General features: G+C 60.2%; 16 protein-coding genes and 4 pseudogenes. 12 read left to right on the forward strand and 8 right to left on the reverse strand.

Features of this window, described 5'->3' with window-relative positions; genetic code table 11:
• The first annotated feature begins 53 nt into the window (after positions 1–53).
• From proP to AACY30_RS15755, 3 genes and pseudogenes are all read left to right on the forward strand, one after another.
• A complete protein-coding gene (gene proP, locus AACY30_RS15745; RefSeq protein WP_339471614.1) occupies positions 54–1,556 on the forward strand; it encodes a glycine betaine/L-proline transporter ProP in 1,503 nt (500 codons plus the stop codon).
• 148 nt (positions 1,557–1,704) lie between these two features.
• Positions 1,705–1,953, forward strand: a pseudogene (locus AACY30_RS15750) (MFS transporter); the annotation flags it as partial.
• A gap of 33 nt (positions 1,954–1,986) precedes the next feature.
• Positions 1,987–4,593, forward strand: a complete 2,607-nt coding sequence (locus AACY30_RS15755; protein ID WP_339540651.1) for a bifunctional diguanylate cyclase/phosphodiesterase — start codon at positions 1,987–1,989, stop codon at positions 4,591–4,593.
• Between the two features lie 9 nt (positions 4,594–4,602).
• Here AACY30_RS15755 and AACY30_RS15760 read toward each other — a convergent pair whose 3' ends face one another.
• Complete coding sequence (locus tag AACY30_RS15760) at positions 4,603–5,424, reverse strand: AraC family transcriptional regulator (RefSeq protein ID WP_339540652.1); 822 nt, start codon at positions 5,422–5,424, stop codon at positions 4,603–4,605.
• Between the two features lie 97 nt (positions 5,425–5,521).
• On the opposite strand from AACY30_RS15760, the gene AACY30_RS15765 reads away from it, so the two are divergent.
• The 5 genes and pseudogenes from AACY30_RS15765 (at position 5,522) to AACY30_RS15785 (ending at position 10,993) form a co-directional block, all read left to right on the forward strand.
• On the forward strand, positions 5,522–6,733 hold the full coding sequence (locus tag AACY30_RS15765) for an MFS transporter (protein ID WP_339540653.1): 1,212 nt from the start codon (positions 5,522–5,524) through the stop codon (positions 6,731–6,733).
• Between the two features lie 120 nt (positions 6,734–6,853).
• Positions 6,854–7,993 (forward strand): annotated as a pseudogene (locus tag AACY30_RS15770) (ATP-binding protein).
• A gap of 246 nt (positions 7,994–8,239) precedes the next feature.
• Positions 8,240–8,803 (forward strand): DUF6990 domain-containing protein, encoded by a 564-nt coding sequence (locus AACY30_RS15775; protein ID WP_339540654.1) that lies wholly within the window; start codon positions 8,240–8,242, stop codon positions 8,801–8,803.
• Between the two features lie 69 nt (positions 8,804–8,872).
• Entirely contained in the window at positions 8,873–10,246 is a 1,374-nt protein-coding gene (locus tag AACY30_RS15780; protein WP_339540655.1) for an IS1182 family transposase, read from the forward strand.
• A 297-nt stretch (positions 10,247–10,543) separates the two neighbouring features.
• Positions 10,544–10,993, forward strand: coding sequence for a hypothetical protein (locus AACY30_RS15785; RefSeq protein ID WP_339540656.1), 450 nt, complete (start codon positions 10,544–10,546; stop codon positions 10,991–10,993).
• Between the two features lie 38 nt (positions 10,994–11,031).
• Here the strand turns inward: AACY30_RS15785 and AACY30_RS15790 are convergent, their stop codons facing one another.
• Complete coding sequence (locus tag AACY30_RS15790) at positions 11,032–11,454, reverse strand: MAPEG family protein (protein WP_339540657.1); 423 nt, start codon at positions 11,452–11,454, stop codon at positions 11,032–11,034.
• On the reverse strand, positions 11,447–11,752 hold the full coding sequence (locus AACY30_RS15795) for a DUF2834 domain-containing protein (RefSeq protein ID WP_339540658.1): 306 nt from the start codon (positions 11,750–11,752) through the stop codon (positions 11,447–11,449). Before AACY30_RS15795 ends, AACY30_RS15790 begins: the two co-directional genes overlap by 8 nt.
• A gap of 83 nt (positions 11,753–11,835) precedes the next feature.
• Here AACY30_RS15795 and AACY30_RS15800 point away from each other — a divergent pair, with 83 nt between their 5' ends.
• Together AACY30_RS15800 and AACY30_RS15805 are read left to right on the forward strand one after the other, a co-directional pair.
• Positions 11,836–12,624, forward strand: a complete 789-nt coding sequence (locus AACY30_RS15800) for a helix-turn-helix domain-containing protein (protein ID WP_339540659.1) — start codon at positions 11,836–11,838, stop codon at positions 12,622–12,624.
• A 54-nt stretch (positions 12,625–12,678) separates the two neighbouring features.
• Positions 12,679–14,388 carry an amidase gene (locus tag AACY30_RS15805; RefSeq protein WP_339471606.1) on the forward strand — a complete coding sequence of 570 codons (1,710 nt, stop codon included), beginning with the start codon at positions 12,679–12,681 and terminating at the stop codon, positions 14,386–14,388.
• Positions 14,389–14,426: 38 nt separating this feature from the next.
• Here the strand turns inward: AACY30_RS15805 and AACY30_RS15810 are convergent, their stop codons facing one another.
• The 4 genes and pseudogenes from AACY30_RS15810 to AACY30_RS15825 all read right to left on the reverse strand — a co-directional run.
• Entirely contained in the window at positions 14,427–15,164 is a 738-nt protein-coding gene (locus AACY30_RS15810) for a CPBP family intramembrane glutamic endopeptidase (protein WP_339471605.1), read from the reverse strand.
• A 7-nt stretch (positions 15,165–15,171) separates the two neighbouring features.
• Positions 15,172–15,642, reverse strand: a complete 471-nt coding sequence (locus AACY30_RS15815) for a RidA family protein (protein WP_339471604.1) — start codon at positions 15,640–15,642, stop codon at positions 15,172–15,174.
• Positions 15,639–15,857: a DUF6434 domain-containing protein gene (locus AACY30_RS15820; RefSeq protein WP_339540660.1), complete on the reverse strand. Its 219-nt coding sequence runs from the start codon at positions 15,855–15,857 to the stop codon at positions 15,639–15,641. The genes AACY30_RS15815 and AACY30_RS15820 overlap by 4 nt, the downstream gene beginning before the upstream one ends.
• A 95-nt stretch (positions 15,858–15,952) precedes the next feature.
• Positions 15,953–16,153 (reverse strand): annotated as a pseudogene (locus tag AACY30_RS15825) (SMP-30/gluconolactonase/LRE family protein); the annotation flags it as partial.
• Here AACY30_RS15825 and AACY30_RS15830 point away from each other — a divergent pair.
• Both AACY30_RS15830 and AACY30_RS15835 read left to right on the forward strand, forming a co-directional pair.
• Positions 16,124–16,210 (forward strand): annotated as a pseudogene (locus AACY30_RS15830) (nuclear transport factor 2 family protein); the annotation flags it as partial. The pseudogenes AACY30_RS15825 and AACY30_RS15830 overlap by 30 nt on opposite strands.
• 79 nt (positions 16,211–16,289) lie before the next feature.
• On the forward strand, positions 16,290–16,931 hold the full coding sequence (locus AACY30_RS15835) for a LysE family translocator (RefSeq protein ID WP_339471602.1): 642 nt from the start codon (positions 16,290–16,292) through the stop codon (positions 16,929–16,931).
• Here AACY30_RS15835 and AACY30_RS15840 read toward each other — a convergent pair.
• Positions 16,928–18,256 carry an aminotransferase-like domain-containing protein gene (locus tag AACY30_RS15840; protein ID WP_339471601.1) on the reverse strand — a complete coding sequence of 443 codons (1,329 nt, stop codon included), beginning with the start codon at positions 18,254–18,256 and terminating at the stop codon, positions 16,928–16,930. The genes AACY30_RS15835 and AACY30_RS15840 overlap by 4 nt on opposite strands.
• Positions 18,257–18,305: the final 49 nt, after the last annotated feature.

Below are 18,305 nucleotides of genomic sequence, written 5' to 3' on the forward strand. Positions count from 1 at the left end.
GCGGCGCCATCGCTGCGATGGCACCTCCCCTGTTCTGCTTTAGAGTGCCCCGCATGAAATTACGTAAGAAAAGCGTCAAACCGATCGGATTGAAAGACATCACCATTGTCGACGACACCAAGGTGCGCAAGGCAATCACCGCCGCCGCACTGGGTAACGCCATGGAATGGTTCGACTTTGGCGTCTACGGATTTGTCGCCTATGTGCTCGGCAAGGTGTTCTTCCCCGACGCCTCGCCCAGCGTACAAATGATCGCTGCACTCGGCACCTTCTCCGTGCCGTTCCTGATCCGCCCCCTGGGTGGCCTGTTCTTTGGTGCGCTGGGCGATAAGTACGGGCGGCAAAAAGTACTCGCCGCGACCATCGTGATCATGTCCCTGAGCACCTTTGCCATTGGCCTTATCCCCGGCTATGCCTCGATTGGCATCTGGGCGCCGGTCCTGCTGTTGCTGTGCAAAATGGCCCAGGGTTTCTCGGTGGGCGGCGAATACACCGGCGCGTCGATCTTCGTCGCCGAGTACGCCCCGGACCGCAAGCGCGGCTTCCTGGGGAGTTGGCTGGACTTCGGTTCCATCGCCGGTTTCGTCCTGGGCGCAGGCGTGGTCGTACTGATTTCCAGCGTCTTGGGCGAAGCGGACTTCGAAGCATGGGGTTGGCGCCTGCCGTTCTTCCTCGCCTTGCCCCTGGGCATCATCGGCCTGTATCTGCGCCATGCGCTGGAAGAAACCCCAGCGTTCCAACAGCACATGGACACACTCGAGCAAGGCGACCGCGAAGGCCTGACCCACGGCCCCAAAGTCTCGTTCAAGGAAGTCGCGACCAATCACTGGCGCAGCCTGCTGACCTGCATCGGTATCGTCGCGGCGACCAACGTGACGTACTACATGCTGCTCACCTACATGCCGAGCTACCTGTCGCATAACCTGCACTACAAAGAAAACAGCGGCGTGCTGATCATCATCGCGATCATGGTCGGCATGCTATTCGTGCAGCCGTTCATTGGCTTTATCAGCGACAAGGTCGGCCGCAAGCCCTTCATCATCGCTGGCAGCATCGGTCTGCTGTTCCTGTCCATCCCGGCGTTTATGCTGATCACCAGCGGCAAGATCGGGCTGATCTTCGCCGGCTTGCTGATCCTGGCCGTGATCCTCAACTTCTTCATCGGCGTGATGGCCTCGACACTGCCCGCGATGTTCCCCACGCACCTGCGCTACAGCGCCTTGGCCGGCGCGTTCAACGTTTCGGTACTGATCGCCGGCCTCACGCCAACCGCCGTGGCCTGGCTGGTAGAAAGCACCAACGACCTGTTCATGCCCGCCTACTACCTGATGGTGTTTGCCGTGGTCGGCCTGATCACCGGCCTGACCATGAAGGAAACCGCCAACAAGCCACTGCGCGGCGCAGCGCCGGCCGCTTCGGACATGGAAGAAGCCAAGGAGTTGCTGCAGGAACACCACGACAATATCGAGCAAAAAATCGAAGACATCGATGCAGAAATTGCGGCTCTGGAAGCCAAGCGCCAGAACCTGGTGCAGCAGCATCCGCGTATCAATTAAAGCCTGAATGTGCGGGGTGGCCCCGGCCACCCCGCCCTCAAAAGATAGGTAGATGCCAATCCCTCCATCGGAGTGTCACCCAGGGTTGGATTCGCGCGATGCTGTCCGAGCTCCCAACCTGCCGGAAACTCTGAGCCTGTTTGCACGGTCGAGAACCCTGCCCGACGATGCCGAAGCCGGGGGCGGCTTGATGGTTGCGATCATTCAACTGGCGATCGCCTCGGGCGCTATCGTGGGAGGCCTGGTGTTTGGCCTGAGCGGGTATCAGGCGACATTCGAGTTGGGTGCGGCAGTGCTGGGCGCCGCGGCCTTACTGGCTTGGCTGGCAGCACGCGCCAGCGGTAATCACCTGTGGCGGTCTAAATATTTCGCCGGGCTCGCCGATAACAAGGGATAACTCTTGACTTGCAGAGACGCCCTGCGGGAAACAATGCCGAATACTCTCGCCCCTATTGTCCGCTCGCTTTCCGATCGCACCAGCCTTTCGCTGGCACGTACCTCATTGTTCAAGTTCATGGCGTTGCTGGCCGTCGTCTTTGCGGCGGCGGCTTATTCGCTGGTTTACCTCGCCTATGAGATGGACCGCACCGAACAGGCGGAAAGTGCCTTCTATACCCGTAAAGCCCTGCAATCCCTAGAAAAATCCCTGCGGGTGACGGTCAAGGACTACGCGTTCTGGAGCGATGCGTACAAGCACCTGCACGTTAAAGTGGACACTGATTGGGCGTATGTCCGGGGCAATATCGGCGCCACGCTGTTCGATGATTTCGGTTTTCAAGGCCTGTTTGTGGTCAACGATGCCAACCGCACGGTCTATGCGGTCGTCGATGGCAAGCTGCAAGATGTCGAACTCACGCAATCGCTCGACCAGCCCTTTGCCGGGATTGTGGAGCAGGCACGTGCAGGCGCTGACAACGAAACACCCGTCACAGCCTTCATCAACGTCAAGGGCAGCCCCGCGCTGGTGGCCGCAGCCGCCATCACCCCCGGCACAGACCCCACGGTGAAGCCCGATGGCAGACCCGCTTCGGTCCTGATCTTCGTCGACATCCTCAACAGTGCCAAGCTGGCCGTGATCGGCAATGAATTCGGCGTGGCCAAGCTGCACATCGCCACCCCTGATGAAATCGGCCAGACGTTGCTGTTCCCCCTCGGCGACAACGGTGCTGCCGGCAGCCTGCATTGGGAGCCGGCCCGACCCGGTTTGCGCTTGATGGGCGTCGGCCTGCCCCTGCTTGGCCTGGCAGCGTTATTGGTATGCGTGATGAGCTGGGTCATTTCACGCCGCACCACGGCGGCCGCGCTCGCCCTGGACGCTAGCCATTCGTCGCTGCAAAACAGCCAGAATGCCCTGGCGACCAGCGAAGCACGCTTTCGCGATGTGGTAGAGGCGAGTTCCGATTGGGTGTGGGAAATCGACGCCAGTTGGCGCTTTACCTACCTGTCGGAGCGCTTCGAAGGCGTCACCGGGTTGGCGCGGCATGCGTGGATCGGTGCGACGATGAACGACTTGCTCGAGACCGAGACCGGCCTGCTCTCGCAATGGCTCAGCACCCCCGGACGCCGCCCGGATATCAGTGTGCAGTGCCGCTACGTCGATGCACTGGGGCTGGAACGCAGCACACGGCTGTCAGCGCGGCAGATGCCGTGTGGCGGCTTTCGCGGGACGGCCACCGACGTGACGGAAGAAGTCGAGTCCCGTCGACGCATCGAGTTCTTGTCCCAGCATGACGCCCTCACCGGGCTGCCCAATCGCACGCGGCTGCAAGCGTTCCTGGAGGGCAAGTTCAAGGCGCTGTCGAGTACGGCGCTGTCGGCAGCTGAGTTGTCCACCTCAACGCAGCCGTTGGTAATGCTCAGCCTGGACCTTGATCGGTTCAAACCGGTCAACGATCTGCTCGGGCATGCTGCCGGCGACCGGGTACTCAACGAAGTCTCGGCCCGCCTGGCCGCCTGCGTGCGCCATGGTGATCTGGTCGCCCGTGTGGGTGGTGATGAATTTGTGCTGATCCTGAGCGATGCAGGCACTCAAGACGAGGTCGAAGCCCTGTGCAAGCGCTTGATCGAATCGATCGAGCGCACGATCAGAATCGACGAGCAAGAGGTGTTCGTCAGCGCCAGTATTGGCATCGCCCTCGCCCCCAATGATGCCCGCGAAGCCACGGAGCTGCTGCGTTACGCCGATATTGCACTGTACGAGGCAAAGGCTGCGGGCCGTAATACCTGGCGGTTCTACTCCGGCGATATGAACGCGCGGATCATTGAACGCCGACGCCTGGAGAGCGACCTGCGCTTTGCAATCAAACATGCAGAGCTGCGCCTGCACTTCCAACCGCGCTATCGCATCGCCGACGGCCAGATGGTCGGCGCGGAAGCCCTGGTGCGCTGGCAACACCCGTTGCGCGGCCTGATCACGCCGGACACCTTTATTCCGATCGCCGAAGAGTCAGGGCTGATCCTGGCCCTGAGCGACTGGGTACTTGAAACCGCTTGTAAATGCGCCGCCCAGTGGCCCGAGCATCTTTTTGTGTCGGTGAACCTGTCACCCATGGAATTCAGGCGTGGCAACCTGGTAAAGCGCGTACGGCAGGCCCTGAAGACCTCAGGTATCGAACCCGCGCGCGTGGAACTGGAAATCACCGAAAGCGTCATGCTCGAAGATGCCACCGGGGCGCTGGAGGTCATGCGCACGCTCAAGCAATTGGGCATACGCATCGCCATGGATGACTTCGGCACCGGCTACTCATCCCTGAGCTACCTGCGCACGTTCCCGTTCGACGGTTTGAAGATAGACCGCAGCTTCCTGACCCGGCTGGAAGAAAGTGATGATGACAAGGCGATTATCCAGGCCATCGTCGGCCTGGGTCGGGCCCTGGCACTGACCGTAACGGCCGAAGGCGTGGAAACGGCTGAACACCTGGAATTGCTCAAGGCCGTGGCCTGTGAAGAGGGCCAAGGCTATTTCCTCAGTCACCCCCTGGATATCGAAACCTTCACTCGCCTGTTGGGCGTGCACGCCGGCATCGTGCAGGGATAACGCCGGGCGCTACCTGAAAAAATGGCTGGGCGTCTTGCCGAACTGCTTCTTGAACATGCTGGTGAACGCGCTCGGGCTTTCATACCCCAGCTCCAAGGCGATATCGATCACCTTTTCGCCCACCGCAATGCGCTCCAGCGCCAGCAGCAGCCTTGCTTGTTGGCGCCACTGGCCGAACGTCAAGCCGGTTTCCTTGCGGAACAAGCGCTGGATGGTTTTCTGGTCAAGGTTCAAGCGCTCGCTCCAGTCCGCGACCGTCGAGGCGTCGCCCGGTTCATCCTGCAACGCCAGGCAGATCCGGTGTACGCGCGGGTCGGCAGGCAGTGGCAGCAACAGCGGCAACGCCGGTAACAGCGCCAGCTCGTCCAGAATCAGGTGCATGATGCGCGCATCCCGGGAGTCCTCGGCATACGGTGGTTTCAAGCTCACCGACGCCTTGATCAGCTCACTCAGCAGGGGCGAAATACTCACGGCCTTGGTTTCGGTGGGCAAGTTGGGAAAGCTGTCGGGACGGACAAAGACGCTGCGCATCTTCAACGGGCCTACACAACGCAAGGAGTGGACGTGCCCACTGGGCATCCAGAAGCCGCGATTGGGCGGCACCGTCCACTGGTTCTGCGCCGAGTGCACCACCATCACGCCTTCGGTGGCGTATAGCAGTTGATGCTTCTCATGGCTGTGGTCGGGGATCACCCAGTTCTCCGGATAATCGGTGGCCGAACTGATGACAGCCCAATCGCCCTCGTCGATCTCCTGTAGAAAAACATCCAGTGACTTGATCATTTCGCCCTTTTTGCGATAGTTGCCTCCCGAATTTCGCGAGACAGGCATTTGCGGCGAATCTAGCATAGCTCCCGAATCATTTTGTATTGGATGGCGACCTTAAGAAGTTGCCACCTGTGTTCGCCGCCTTGAATGGAATGCCTGCATGTCGACCCTCACTGCGTCACCCGCCGCTGCAACCACTGCGCCCCAGGCCAGCCCGTTGGTCATGCGCGTCCTTGGCGCCTGCGCCCTGGCGCATTTAATCAATGACCTGATCCAGGCCGTGCTGCCGTCGATCTACCCGATGCTCAAGGCCAACTACGGCCTGTCGTTTACCCAGGTGGGCCTGATCACCCTGACCTTCCAGCTGACGGCCTCGTTGCTGCAGCCGTGGATCGGCTACCACACCGACCGCCACCCTAAACCGTGGCTGCTGCCAGCGGGCATGGTGTGCACCCTGATGGGCATCCTGATGCTGGCGTTTGTCGGCAGCTTCCCGGCCATCCTGATCGCAGCCGGCTTAGTCGGTGTCGGCTCGTCGACCTTCCACCCGGAAACCTCGCGCGTCGCACGCCTGGCCTCTGGCGGGCGCTACGGCCTGGCGCAGTCGACGTTCCAGGTCGGCGGCAACACCGGCAGCGCCCTGGGCCCGTTGCTCGCGGCGGCAATCATCATTCCCTACGGCCAGGGCCATATCGCCTGGTTTGGGCTGTTCGCGGTGTTCGCGATCCTGGTGCTCTACGGTTTGAGCCGCTGGTACAGTAACCACCTCAACCTGTTCAAGCTCAAGCAAGGCGGCCAAGCCACCCATGGCTTGTCCAAAGGCCGTGTGACCTTTGCCTTGGTGGTGCTGGCTGCGCTGGTGTTTTCCAAGTACTTCTACATGACCAGCCTGACCAGCTACTTCACCTTTTACCTGATTGAAAAATTCCAGCTGTCCGTCGCCAGCTCGCAGATGTACTTGTTCCTGTTCCTCGGTGCGGTTGCCGTCGGCACCTTCGCGGGCGGCCCGATTGGCGACAAGATCGGCCGCAAGAAGGTCATCTGGTTCTCCATCCTCGGCGCCGCGCCATTCACCCTGGCGCTGCCCTACGTTGACCTGTACTGGACGGCGGTGCTGAGCGTGGTGATCGGTTTTGTGCTCGCCTCGGCGTTCTCGGCCATCGTGGTGTTTGCCCAGGAACTGGTGCCGGGCAATGTGGGCATGATCGCCGGGATATTCTTCGGCCTGATGTTCGGCTTCAGCGGGATTGGTGCAGCGTTGCTGGGGTTGCTGGCCGATAGCCACGGCATCGAATACGTCTACAAAATCTGCTCGTTCCTCCCGTTGGTCGGCATCCTGACGATAGTGTTGCCGTCAACCAAAGGCGTTTGACGTCTACAGCATGCGCAGGCACGAACGCCTGCGCATGCTGAGCAGGCCAATCCATGTTTAAATCCTTGTTTGGCGGCTTCCTGTGCGTTCACGCTTGCCGCCCCACCAAGGAACACCCGTATGCGCCTGGCAGATTTCATTATTGAGAACCTCGAGCCGATCCTTCAGGCCTGGGAGGACTTTGCCCGGACCATTAAGACCCCCGGGGCCGATCTCAACCGTATAGACCTGCGTGATCATGCCGAACAGATGCTGCGGGCCATTGCGCAGGATCTGCGCAGCGCACAGACCGCGCAGGAGCAAATCGACAAGGCCCAGGGCCTCGCACCGCAGGACGAACACGAAAGCCCGGCCGAAACCCATGCCATGACGCGCTTGATGGCGGGTTTTTCGTTTGATCAGATGGTGTCTGAATACCGCGCGCTGCGCACCAGCGTGCTCAGCCAGTGGCTCCGGCAGGTCAAACACGGTACGCCACGGGATATCGATGACATGAACCGCTTTCATGAAGCCATCGATCAAGCCCTCACGGAGTCCATTGCCAGTTACTCGCGGGCGGTGGAAGCCTCGCGCAATGTGTTCCTGGGTATCCTCGGCCATGACTTGCGCACGCCCTTGGGCGCCATTCTGCTAGGCGCCAACATGCTGCGGCGTTCGGAAGAGGTTGGGGAGCGCGGTAACAAAGTCGCCGGGCAGATTTACACCAGTGTTCAACGGGCGAGCCAAATTGTCAGCGACCTGCTGGATTTGACCCGTTGCCAGATGGGCCCCGGCATCCCCGTGAAACGCATGGACATTGACCTGGCCCCCTTTTGCGAACGCATCGTCGAAGAAATGCGCTCGTTTCACCCACACGCGCAACTCGAATATGAAACAACAGCGCCCGCACTTGGTGCGTTCGACGGCGCGCGCATGGAGCAGGTGTTCTCCAATATCATCAGTAACGCCGTGCAGCACGGCAATGCTCGCCTGCCGATCACGGTGCGACTTGCGGTTTCAGATGGCCGCCTGCTGTTCACCGTTCACAATCAAGGCGAGCCGATTCCGGAGGATGTGCTGCCGTTCATTTTCAATCCCATGGGGCGTTTTTCGCAGCGCTCGGTGATTGAACATGGCCCTGCGGAAGGCCTTGGACTGGGGCTTTTCATCGCGTCTGAGATCGTGGCGGCCCATTAGGGTTCGATCGAGGTCACGTCAACATCGCAGTGGGGTACGGAGTTTCGGGTAACGGTGCCGTTGCTTGCAACTGGAGAGGCTTGACAGTCCCAGCGAATTGGATGATTTAGCTAGCGCTATTGAACGATCCGTCCCTGTTTCATTTTAACCGTGCCCAAAGCAGTCTAACTGCAGGAGCTTCTAGGTCCGCTAACTGGCCGATTCTGTTGAAAAAGTAGGTCTCCTGTCGATCTATAGCGCGCGGCCAGCTAAAGCAGGTTGGCTAGAAAGCGCCCCCTTGAGAGCCTAAGAAACCAGTATCATCCGATAGGTGATATCGAGAGCAGAACTATGACAGAGAAAGAGGCATGTGCGATTTTGCAAGCACAAGGTTGGGCCTGTGGAAAGGATGAGGTAAGTGACCGCTTTTGCATCAAGTGTTTGGGCGAGATCCAAGTCCAGATCATTCCGACTATAGGGAAGCGCTCGGATCATTTTAGAGTTTCGTTCATGCCCTCCATCTCCTCGACAGCGTTTTCGGATGCTGTCGCGTTTATCTTTGGGGAGGGAAAATATTTTTCACCTGTCATCGTAAGCAACGAAACGCCCCAGAAGCTAGAGACCATTGGCGCTGACGATGTAGTCGAGCTATCTGACAGGGCGTTATCTTGGGCTCAGAATCAAGATATAGATGCCGGCTTGGCGCTCTACAGGTCTTTACCTACAGACGCCAAAGGAGCAATGCCACTCAGGCATCTAGCTGCGCTAGCAATTGCGCAAGATGTCGATCAGTTAGAGGGTTACGAAAAAAGCTTTAAAAAGGGCGAAAGGCTGGGATTCGTCCCATACATCACCGTTGAAATGATTGAGCGCTCGCTGCTGATTGCTCGGGGAAACGCTCCCAAGGTTAACTGATTCCCTGAGTAGCTACATCGACTGATCTGCGGCAAAATCACTCCATCGGCCAGCGGGAGAGTACGCAGCATGATGGGACAGTTATCGAGTGGGCAGGAGCGGCTGTTTTACTCGTTCAACCTTGAAGACCACATCCCAAAAAATCATCTTCTGCGCAGCATTGATCGGTGTCTCGATCTGAGCGACCTGCGCCACTACCTCGCCGATTTCTATAGCCCAATTGGGCGTCCTTCGATTGATCCTGAGCTGATGATCCGCATGCTAGTCGTGGGCTATTGCTATGGCATCCGCTCCGAACGGCGGTTGTGCGAAGAGGCCCATTTGAACCTGGCATATCGCTGGTTCTGCCGGTTGAGCCTTGAAGATGAAGTCCCCAACCACTCAACCTTTTCGAAAAATCGACACGGCCGTTTTCGAGAGAGTGATCTGTTTCGCTGGTTGTTCAATGAAGTGCTGCGTCGCTGCATGGACGCCGGCCTGGTCAAGGGCGAAGGCTTTGCCGTGGACGCCAGCATCATCAAAGCGGATGCGAGTCGGCAGCGCGGCGTACCGGGTGATGAACCGGTCAACTGGAGCGATCCGGCCCTGAGCACCCGCGCCGTGCGTGAGTACCTTGAAGGCCTCGATGAAGAGGCTTTGGCCGAAACGCTACCGAAGCGCCTGTCGCTGACGGATCCTCAAGCCCGCTGGACCGCTGCGCCAGGCGGCCCAGCTTTCTACGCTTACTCCACGAATTATCTGATCGATACCGAGCACGGCATGATCATGGATGTGGAACCCACACCCGCTCATCGAACCGCAGAAGTCGAGAGCACCAAGACCATGATCGATCGGGTCGAAGCGCAATTCGACATCAAGCCGGAGCGTCTCATTGGCGACACCGCTTACGGTACCGCACCGATGCTGGCCTGGATGGTGGAGGAAAAAGACATCGAACCGCATGTGCCGGTGTGGGACAAAACCGAGCGCAAGAACGACAGTTTTTCGAGCAACGATTTCCACTGGAATGAAGAGGCTGAGGAATACCGCTGCCCGGCCGGAAACCCATTGCGCAGCGAATGGCGAGCCTTCAAGAATGAGCGTTCACATGTCACCAAAGCCAACACCATCATCTTCCGATCCCGGCAGACCGACTGCGCTACGTGTCCGATGAAAGCCAAGTGCTGCCCAAACACAGCGTTCCGCAAGATCGCTCGCAGCGTCCATGAAGCCGCTCGCGATGTGGCTCGGCGCATTGCAGCAACGCCGGCATATCAGCGGTCTCGCCACGAACGTAAAAAGGTCGAAATGTTGTTTGCCCACCTCAAGCGCATCCTGAAATTGGATCGGCTGCGGCTACGTGGCATGAGTGGCGCGACGGATGAATTCACGCTGGCCGCTGCGGTGCAGATCCTGCGACGGCTTGCCAAATTTTCATCTCAAGGGCCACCAGTCACGGGATAGGTGCGCCTGCACCAAGCAAAAAACCTCAAATTAACCCAATAACAGAGCGGCAAAGGTCATCGAAGGACCGAAAAACCACTCAATGTGGTGAGTCGGTTCTCCGGTGGTGGTCGTGCCTGAGTTCAGGCAGTTTGAAAATCCGACTTTTTCAACAGAATCGGCCAAAAGCGGACGTCGAGCATTCCCCAGACCGTGTGCAAATCGCTCCTTAGAATGATCGACAACGCCTTAACGGCTAAGTAACGTTGCCTCAGGGCGGGCAATGGATGAGCTCGGCGGCGTAGATGGAGGGTCAGCATGCAAGGCAAGCTAATTTATGAATTAACAGAGGAAGACTTCCGAGAGCACGGTGTCTGGTATTTTCCGATGGACGATGATGACTGGGAAATTGTTCGCCCCTGCCTGGAAGAGAGCGATACGACTGTGCTGGTAAGAACAGTTTTTCGCGGCGCTGATGGAGCCAGTTACGCTGGGTATGTGTACTGGAGTCTTACCGACGACATCGGTCATATCCAACCTAACCTGTTTTTACCCGATGGGTCCTCCATGACCTTTTGGGGAGGAGTTATCAAAGCTGTATGGGAGGACTGGATTCAGGGTGAAGCCGCACGCTTGGTTTTTCCGATCACGTTTGAATCCGAGCCTTTGCTTGGAATGGCACAGATGACGGGGCAAATCGACGGACTCTATTATCTTGATGATGACAAGCGCACGCAGTGCTTAACTCCGCCGCTTCAAATTAATTAGCGGACGTTTAGAGCCTATCCCCTCCACACGACGGCTGTTCATATCAACCCGGCCACCAGCATGCCGCCCAGCCCAAAGAGACACGCTACGCCAACCCCATAGGCCAACGTGCGCCAAGGTTGCCACTGCGCCAGATACGTCACCGTGTGCACCAACCGCGCCAGCGTAAACCCGGCGAATAAGCAGACAATGGGGAAACTGGACGCCCCCAGCGCCACGCACAGTCCTCCCAACACAAAAAACAGGGGGATATTCTCCAGGTCATTCGCCCAGGCCTTGGCCGCCCTGGCGACTTGCGGCACTTCCTCTGGATGCACGGTTCGATTGAAGAACGCCGCATCCTCACGATTGGTAAATGCGAAACCCCGTATCCGGAAAAAGCCCTGATAGCAGGAAATCGCAAACATCTTCAGGCAGAGCACCAGCACACACAGCGCGTAGACGTGCAAAAGCTCATTCATCGCGGTACCCATTCACCACGAGATAGAGCAACGGCCCCACCGACACAAGCACCGCCGTCAGCACCCAGTACGGCACCACCGAAGCCATCGACCGCCCTCGCCGGCGCGCATCCCGGTACATCCACGCGCACGCCAGCACCGCCATCAAGTACAGGTCTATGACCACCTGCGCCGTGTCCGGCCGCGACATCAGTTGCAGCCCAAATGCCAGCAGCGACTGCTCCGCCGTCAGCATCGTCGCCAGGGTGTACAGCGAAAATCCCAGCAAGCCCGCCAGGGCAATATAGGGTCGTCTCATGGTCGCTTCCTTGGAATGATGCAGGCTTAAGTTAGTGATAAGGTTCAGCCCTTCGCAATGACCTCGGAGGTCATGACCACGCCATGGACACCCCTTCTACTGCCGGCGAGCAACTGCGCCAATTGCGCCGACAGGCCAAGCTGAGCCAACTCGACCTGGCGCTCATCACCGGTATTTCCCAGCGCCACCTCAGTTGCCTCGAAACAGGCCGCGCCAAGCCGAGCCCAGCCACCTTGCATAACCTGCTGACGGCTCTGGAGGCACCGTTGGACCAGTGCAACCGAGTCTTCCTCGCGGCCGGATTCGCTCCGCGCTACACCGCCACACCGCTCGCCTCGCCCGCCATGGCCGCGATTCGCGAAGCGGTCAGCCATGTATTGCACGCCAACAACCCAGCGCCTGCGATCCTGTTGGATAGCCAGTGGCAAGTGCTCGCGGCGAATGCCAGTACCGGCGTGCTGTTTGCATTGGTGGGTATCCCGTCCGAGACGGCTGAAGGTTTGAACCTGCTGACCACGCTCCTCCAAGCCGGCGGCCTTGGCGATCATCTGCTCAATGCCGATGAGATCCGCACCCTGGCCTGGCAGCGTGCCACTCGCGAGGCGCTGGGCAACCCGGACCTGGCCGCGCTGCTGGCGAGCCTGCCAACCCCGACGAACGCTGAACTGCCCGCGCACCTGCCACCGCTGGTGCTGACCCGCCTGCGCTCAACCCAGGGCGAGCTGAGCTTTTTGTCCACCTTCACTACCTTCGGCATGCCCCAGGACATCACCCTCACCTCCCTGCGTATCGAACACCTGATTCCCGCTGACGACGCCACTTGGCAGGTGATGCGCGGCGCCTATGTGGATTATGCGGCGCTGGTTTTGTGAAATATCTGTACGTAGACTGCCGCCATACCCCCACTTGAAGGCGGCGAAAAACACGTGATGCAAGTTACCGAAGTCTCCATTGCCCAATTGCGCGCGGCGCTTGAGTCCGGCCAGACCACGGCCGTTGAACTGGTCCAGGCGTACCTGGCGCGAATCGATGCCTATGACGGTCCGCAGACCGCCACCGCCTTGAACGCCGTGGTGGTGCGCAACCCCCAAGCGCTGAAAGAAGCCGAAGCGTGCGATGCACGCCGGGCCAAAGGCGAAACCTTGGGGCCCTTGGACGGCATTCCTTACACCGCCAAAGACAGCTACCTGGTCAAGGGCCTGACTGCGGCATCCGGCAGCCCGGCATTTGCCAAGCTGGTCGCGCAGCGTGATGCGTTCACCATCGAGCGCCTGCGCGCCGGCGGTGCCATCTGCCTGGGCAAGACCAATATGCCGCCGATGGCCAATGGCGGGATGCAACGTGGCGTGTATGGCCGCGCAGAAAGCCCGTATAACGCCGATTACCTGACCGCGCCGTTCGCCTCCGGCTCGTCCAACGGCGCTGGCACCGCGACGGCGGCGAGTTTTGCGGCCTTTGGCCTGGCAGAAGAAACCTGGTCGAGCGGGCGCGGCCCGGCGTCCAACAATGGCCTGTGCGCCTACACCCCATCCCGCGGGGTGATTTCGGTGCGCGGCAACTGGCCGCTCACGCCGACCATGGACGTAGTGGTGCCCTACGCCCGGACCATGGCCGACCTGCTGGAAGTGCTCGACGTGGTGGTCGCCGAAGACCCGGACACCCGTGGCGACCTGTGGCGCCTGCAGCCGTGGGTGCCGATCCCGAGCGTCACCTCGGTGCGCCCTGCTTCCTACGCTGAATTGGCGGCGCCTGCCGAGTCCCTGGCGGGCAAACGCTTTGGCGTGCCGCGCATGTACATCAACGCCGACCCCGACGCAGGCACCAGCGAAAAACCCGGAATCGGTGGCCCGACCGGGCAGACAATCAACACCCGCGCCAGCGTGATCGACCTGTGGCAAGACGCACGCCAGGTGCTGACAGCGGCCGGCGCGGAAGTGATTGATGTGGATTTCCCGCTGGTGTCCAACTGCGAAGGCGACCGCCCTGGCGCACCTACCGTGTTCACCCGGGGGCTGGTGTCCAAGGAATTCCTCCACGATGAACTGTGGGAACTGTCAGCCTGGGCGTTTGACGACTTCCTGCGCGCCAACAACGACCCGGCGCTCAACCGCCTGGCGGATGTGGACGGGCCAAAGATCTTCCCCCACGACCCGGGCACCCTGCCCAACCGTGAGGACGACTTGGCCGCCGGCATGGATGAATACGTGCGCATGGCCGAGCGCGGCATCACCCCGTGGGACCAGATCAGCACCGTCCCCGATGGCCTGCGCGGATTGGAGCAAACCCGGAGAATCGACCTGGAAGCCTGGATGGACAAGCTCGGCCTCGACGCGGTGCTGTTCCCCACCGTGGCCGACGTGGGCCCGGCGGATGCCGACGTGAACGAAGCCTCGGCCGATATCGCCTGGAGCAACGGCGTCTGGGTGGCCAACGGCAACCTCGCCATCCGCCACCTGGGCGTGCCGACCGTTACCGTGCCGATGGGCGTAATGGCGGATATCGGCATGCCGATAGGGCTGACATTCGCCGGGCGCGCCTATGATGATTCGGCGCTGCTGCGGTTTGCTTGCGCGTATGAAGCGACGGGCAGCAAACGCCAGATTCCGCCGCGCACACCGCCGTTGACGCCGATGTAACTGACTCAACGCTCCCACCTTTGCGCCTGCATTTCACATCAAGCCAGGTGGGGCACGGCAACCAGCAGGATTGCCGTGCCATGGGTCAGCGTCGCCGCCAACACGCCATAGCGCATGCGCACCAGCGCACAGGCCAACCCTTCGATCAGCGTGAACAGCAACACCGGCCAGCCCAATTGGGTGACGCTCAGTGCCAGGAACGCATGGCAAGCGGCAAACGCCACGCCGCTGGCCAGTGCGGCGCGTAAGGGCGCGACATGCTGTTCCAGATAACCTTGCAAATAACCGCGAAACAACACTTCTTCCAAGGCATTGGCGCCATAGGCCAGCACGACCATCCCCGGTAGCCATACCCAATAACCCGGGATCGCTGACACCTCGATACCCTGGTAAAACCGTAGCGGCACACCGATCAGGCACCCGACCACGATCCCGACCGTAAGGCCTGACGCGCAATGCCCCTTGGACCAGAGGATAAGCGGCGACAAGTCTGGCGCCACGCGCACGAGCAAGACGATCAACAGCACCGAGAAGCCACCCAGGGCTGCCAATACAAAGGTGTTTGCCGTGAATGCCAGTTGCACTTCGGTGCCAAGCGACCACATGCCCAAAGGGGTCATCACATCGCGCATCAGCACAAACGCTGCCAATAGAATCAGGACGCGCATACCCGTCAGCGACTTGGGCGTGAGTGCGAGCCACAGGCAAAACAGCAGCAGGCCCGGCGCCAGATACGTGCCGTAGTTGATCAGTACCGCCATTCCCTGGGTAATCATCGGTCGCTCAATCGTGTGCCACCGCAATCATATCGACCTCCACCGCCGCCGACTTCGGCAACTGCATCACCCCCACCGACGTACGCGTGTGCGACCCGGCAGCGCCGAGAATCTCGTGTAACAAGTCAGACGCGCCGTTGGCCACTTCACTCTGCTGATCGAAATCCTCGGCACTGCGCACATACACGGTGATACGCGGGATCGCCTTGACCCGGTCCAGTGAACCCAACGCCTGCTTGAGCAACCCCAAGCAACGCAAGGCACTGATACCGGCGGCGATTTGCGCCTGGGCCACGGTCAGGCTTGCTCCAACCTTGCCCGGCAGCACGATTACATCGCCGACGCGGGGGATCTGGCCACTGATGTACAGGTGGTTGCCGTCGCGAACCAACGGCGTGTAGTTGCCGCCGATTTTGAGTTCGTCCAGCTGATAGCCAAGGCGTTGCTGGGCGGCCTGGTATTTTTCATCGGGTGTCATGGGCGTGAATCCTCGTTTCTGAGTTGCCACTCATCCACCACATCGCCCAGGGTCTTGGGCTGGTCGTTGCGAATCCAGGCCATGAAGGGACGGTCAAACTTGAACCCCGGACCGCAGTGCTCAAGCATGAAGCGGCGTACATTTTGAGTGTTTTTATAGTGTGGGGTCACGGGGGTGCTGCGAGTGATGGGATCGCTGTGCCAATTGAAGTCCATTTGCTTGACGCTCTGATGCCTCAGGAGGCTGCAGCATAGCGTCAAAAGGCCACGCTGAACGCCGGTCAACCGACGTTCAGCGTGGTTTTTTTGCATTACCCGCCGAAACCCGCGTCTCGCGTATTCACGAACAGCGCATAGATCGAATGGCTGCCAGCCATGAACAGGCGGTTACCTTCGCGGCCGCCAAAACACAGGTTGGGACAGCGTTCGGGCAACGAGATATGCCCGATGGCCTTGCCTTGTGGATTGAATACGCGCACGCCATGCCGACCGATATCGACAACTTCCAGGTCTGGCAGAAGCAGGAAGGCAAGTGGCTGCTGATCGGGCGCCAGGCTTACAAATACTGAGTACGCACCCCGAAAATCACTCTCCAGGACGGTGGGTAACGGGTTAGCATCAAAGCCCCGACACTCACCGAGCCTGAATATGGACACTCACTCGATCCTGGCCTTCACCCTTGTCGCGGCCATTGCCATCGCAAGCCCCGGCCCGGCCATCCTGATGGCCCTGAACAACAGCCTGGCCTACGGCGCGCGCACCACACTGTGGTCAAGCGCAGGCAATGCCAGCGGATTGTTTTGTATGTCGGCTGCCGCGATGCTCGGGCTTGGCGCGTTAATCGTCAGCTCGGAATGGGTCTTCAATGGCGTGAAGCTGATTGGCGCAGGGTATCTGTTCTACCTCGGCGCCAAGACGCTGTTCAAACAGAGTCCTGCGCTGGCAACCCATGCTCAAGCGCCTGGGCGCGTCCAGCCACCGAGCCGCTGGAAGCTTTACAAACTGGCGTTCCTGACGGCGGTCACCAATCCCAAGGCGGTGCTGTTCTTTACCGCACTATTTCCACAGTTCATCAACCGAAACGCCGCGCTGGTTCCGCAGTTTCTGGTGCTGACCCTGATATTCATTGCGCTGTCCGTAATGACGCTGAGCCTGTATGCCCTGCTCGCTTCTCAGGCCAAGGGCTTGCTGGCACGCCCGACTTTTGCCAAGTGGGTCAACCGTGCAGTGGGCTCCACGTTTATTTTCTTCGGCAGCGCACTCCTGACAATGCGGCGCCAGACGCTTTAGTAGGCTTCGACCACCCGTCGCACTTTCAGCAGCGCCTCGCGCAGCGCCGACAGGTCCACCGAGCCCAGCGCCAGGCGCAGCGCGTGGGGCACATAAGCCGTGACGGCAAACGGCTCGGCGGTGGATACCGAGATATTGTCGCACTGCAAGGCCATGGCGATCTGGTCGGCGCGCGCGTCCTCCGGCAGGGGTAACCACAAGAAATACGACGAAGGATGGCTGGTGTAGGCCAGCCCTTTCAACACCTGCGCCGCCAAGGCTTGCCGCGCCTGGGCGTCCTGGCGCTTTTGCGCTTCCAGTTGCGCCACCGTGCCATCTTCGATCCACGCCACGGCAATGGCGCTCATAACACCGGGCACGTTCCAAGTGGTGGCCATGATGGTGCGCTCGAGTGCCTTAACCCAGTCACTTGGCACCGCGACAAACCCCACGCGCAAACCGGTCGCGACACTTTTTGAGAGCCCGCCCACATACACCGTGCGTTCCGGCGCCAGGGTGGCCACGGGTGGCGGTGCGGTTTCGACCAGGAACGCGTAGGCCGCGTCCTCAATGATCATCAGATTGTGCTGCCGGGCGATGGAGACCAATTGCTCGCGCTGGTCCCTGTCCATCACCCAGCCAAGGGGATTGTGCAGGGTTGGCATGCTGTACACGGCGCGCACCGGGCGTTTGCGACACAGGTTTTGCAAGGCGTTCAGGTCCGTGCCGGTGGGCGTGACCGGGATCGCGACAACTTCCAAATGCAGGGTCTCGGCCAGCACCTTGAACCCGGAATAGGTCAACGCATCGACCGCGATCACATCGCCCGGCTTGAGCAACGCCATCATCGTCACCGCCAAGCCGTGCTGGGCGCCGCTGACCAGCAACACCTGGTCGGCCTCTACCGTCAGGCCTCGGCTCAGTAAATGCCGTGCGACGGCAGCCCGCTCATGCAAACGCCCCGCGTGAGGTTGGTAACGCAACAGGGCCTCGAGGTCGCCGGACAGCGCCAACTGGCGCAACGCCGTGCGCAGCAGGTCCGCCTGGCCTGGCAGTGAGGGATAGTTGAAATTGAGGTCGAGCATGCCCGCCGCAACCGTCATCTGCCCACTGCCCTGCCCTGGCGGCAGCGAGATCTCGCGCACAAAGGTGCCGCGTCCGGTTTCACCGCTGACCAGCCCCATGGCCTCCAGTTCGGTATAAACCCGGCTTGCGGTCACCAGCGCCAGGCCATGATCGGCGGCCAGTTGCCGGTGTGTCGGCAGACGCGTACCCGGCGGCATTTTCCCCGAACGGATGCCCTCGGCAAACGTGTCGACCAACGATTTATAGCGGGCGCGCGGCATAGGGATGTATCCATGACAATTTTTTGATTGTCTCAATGCTCGCCCCTAG

The sequence above is a fragment of the Pseudomonas sp. RA_5y_Pfl1_P24 genome (assembly GCF_963970945.1).
Classification (GTDB): Bacteria; Pseudomonadota; Gammaproteobacteria; order Pseudomonadales; family Pseudomonadaceae; genus Aquipseudomonas; species Aquipseudomonas tritici.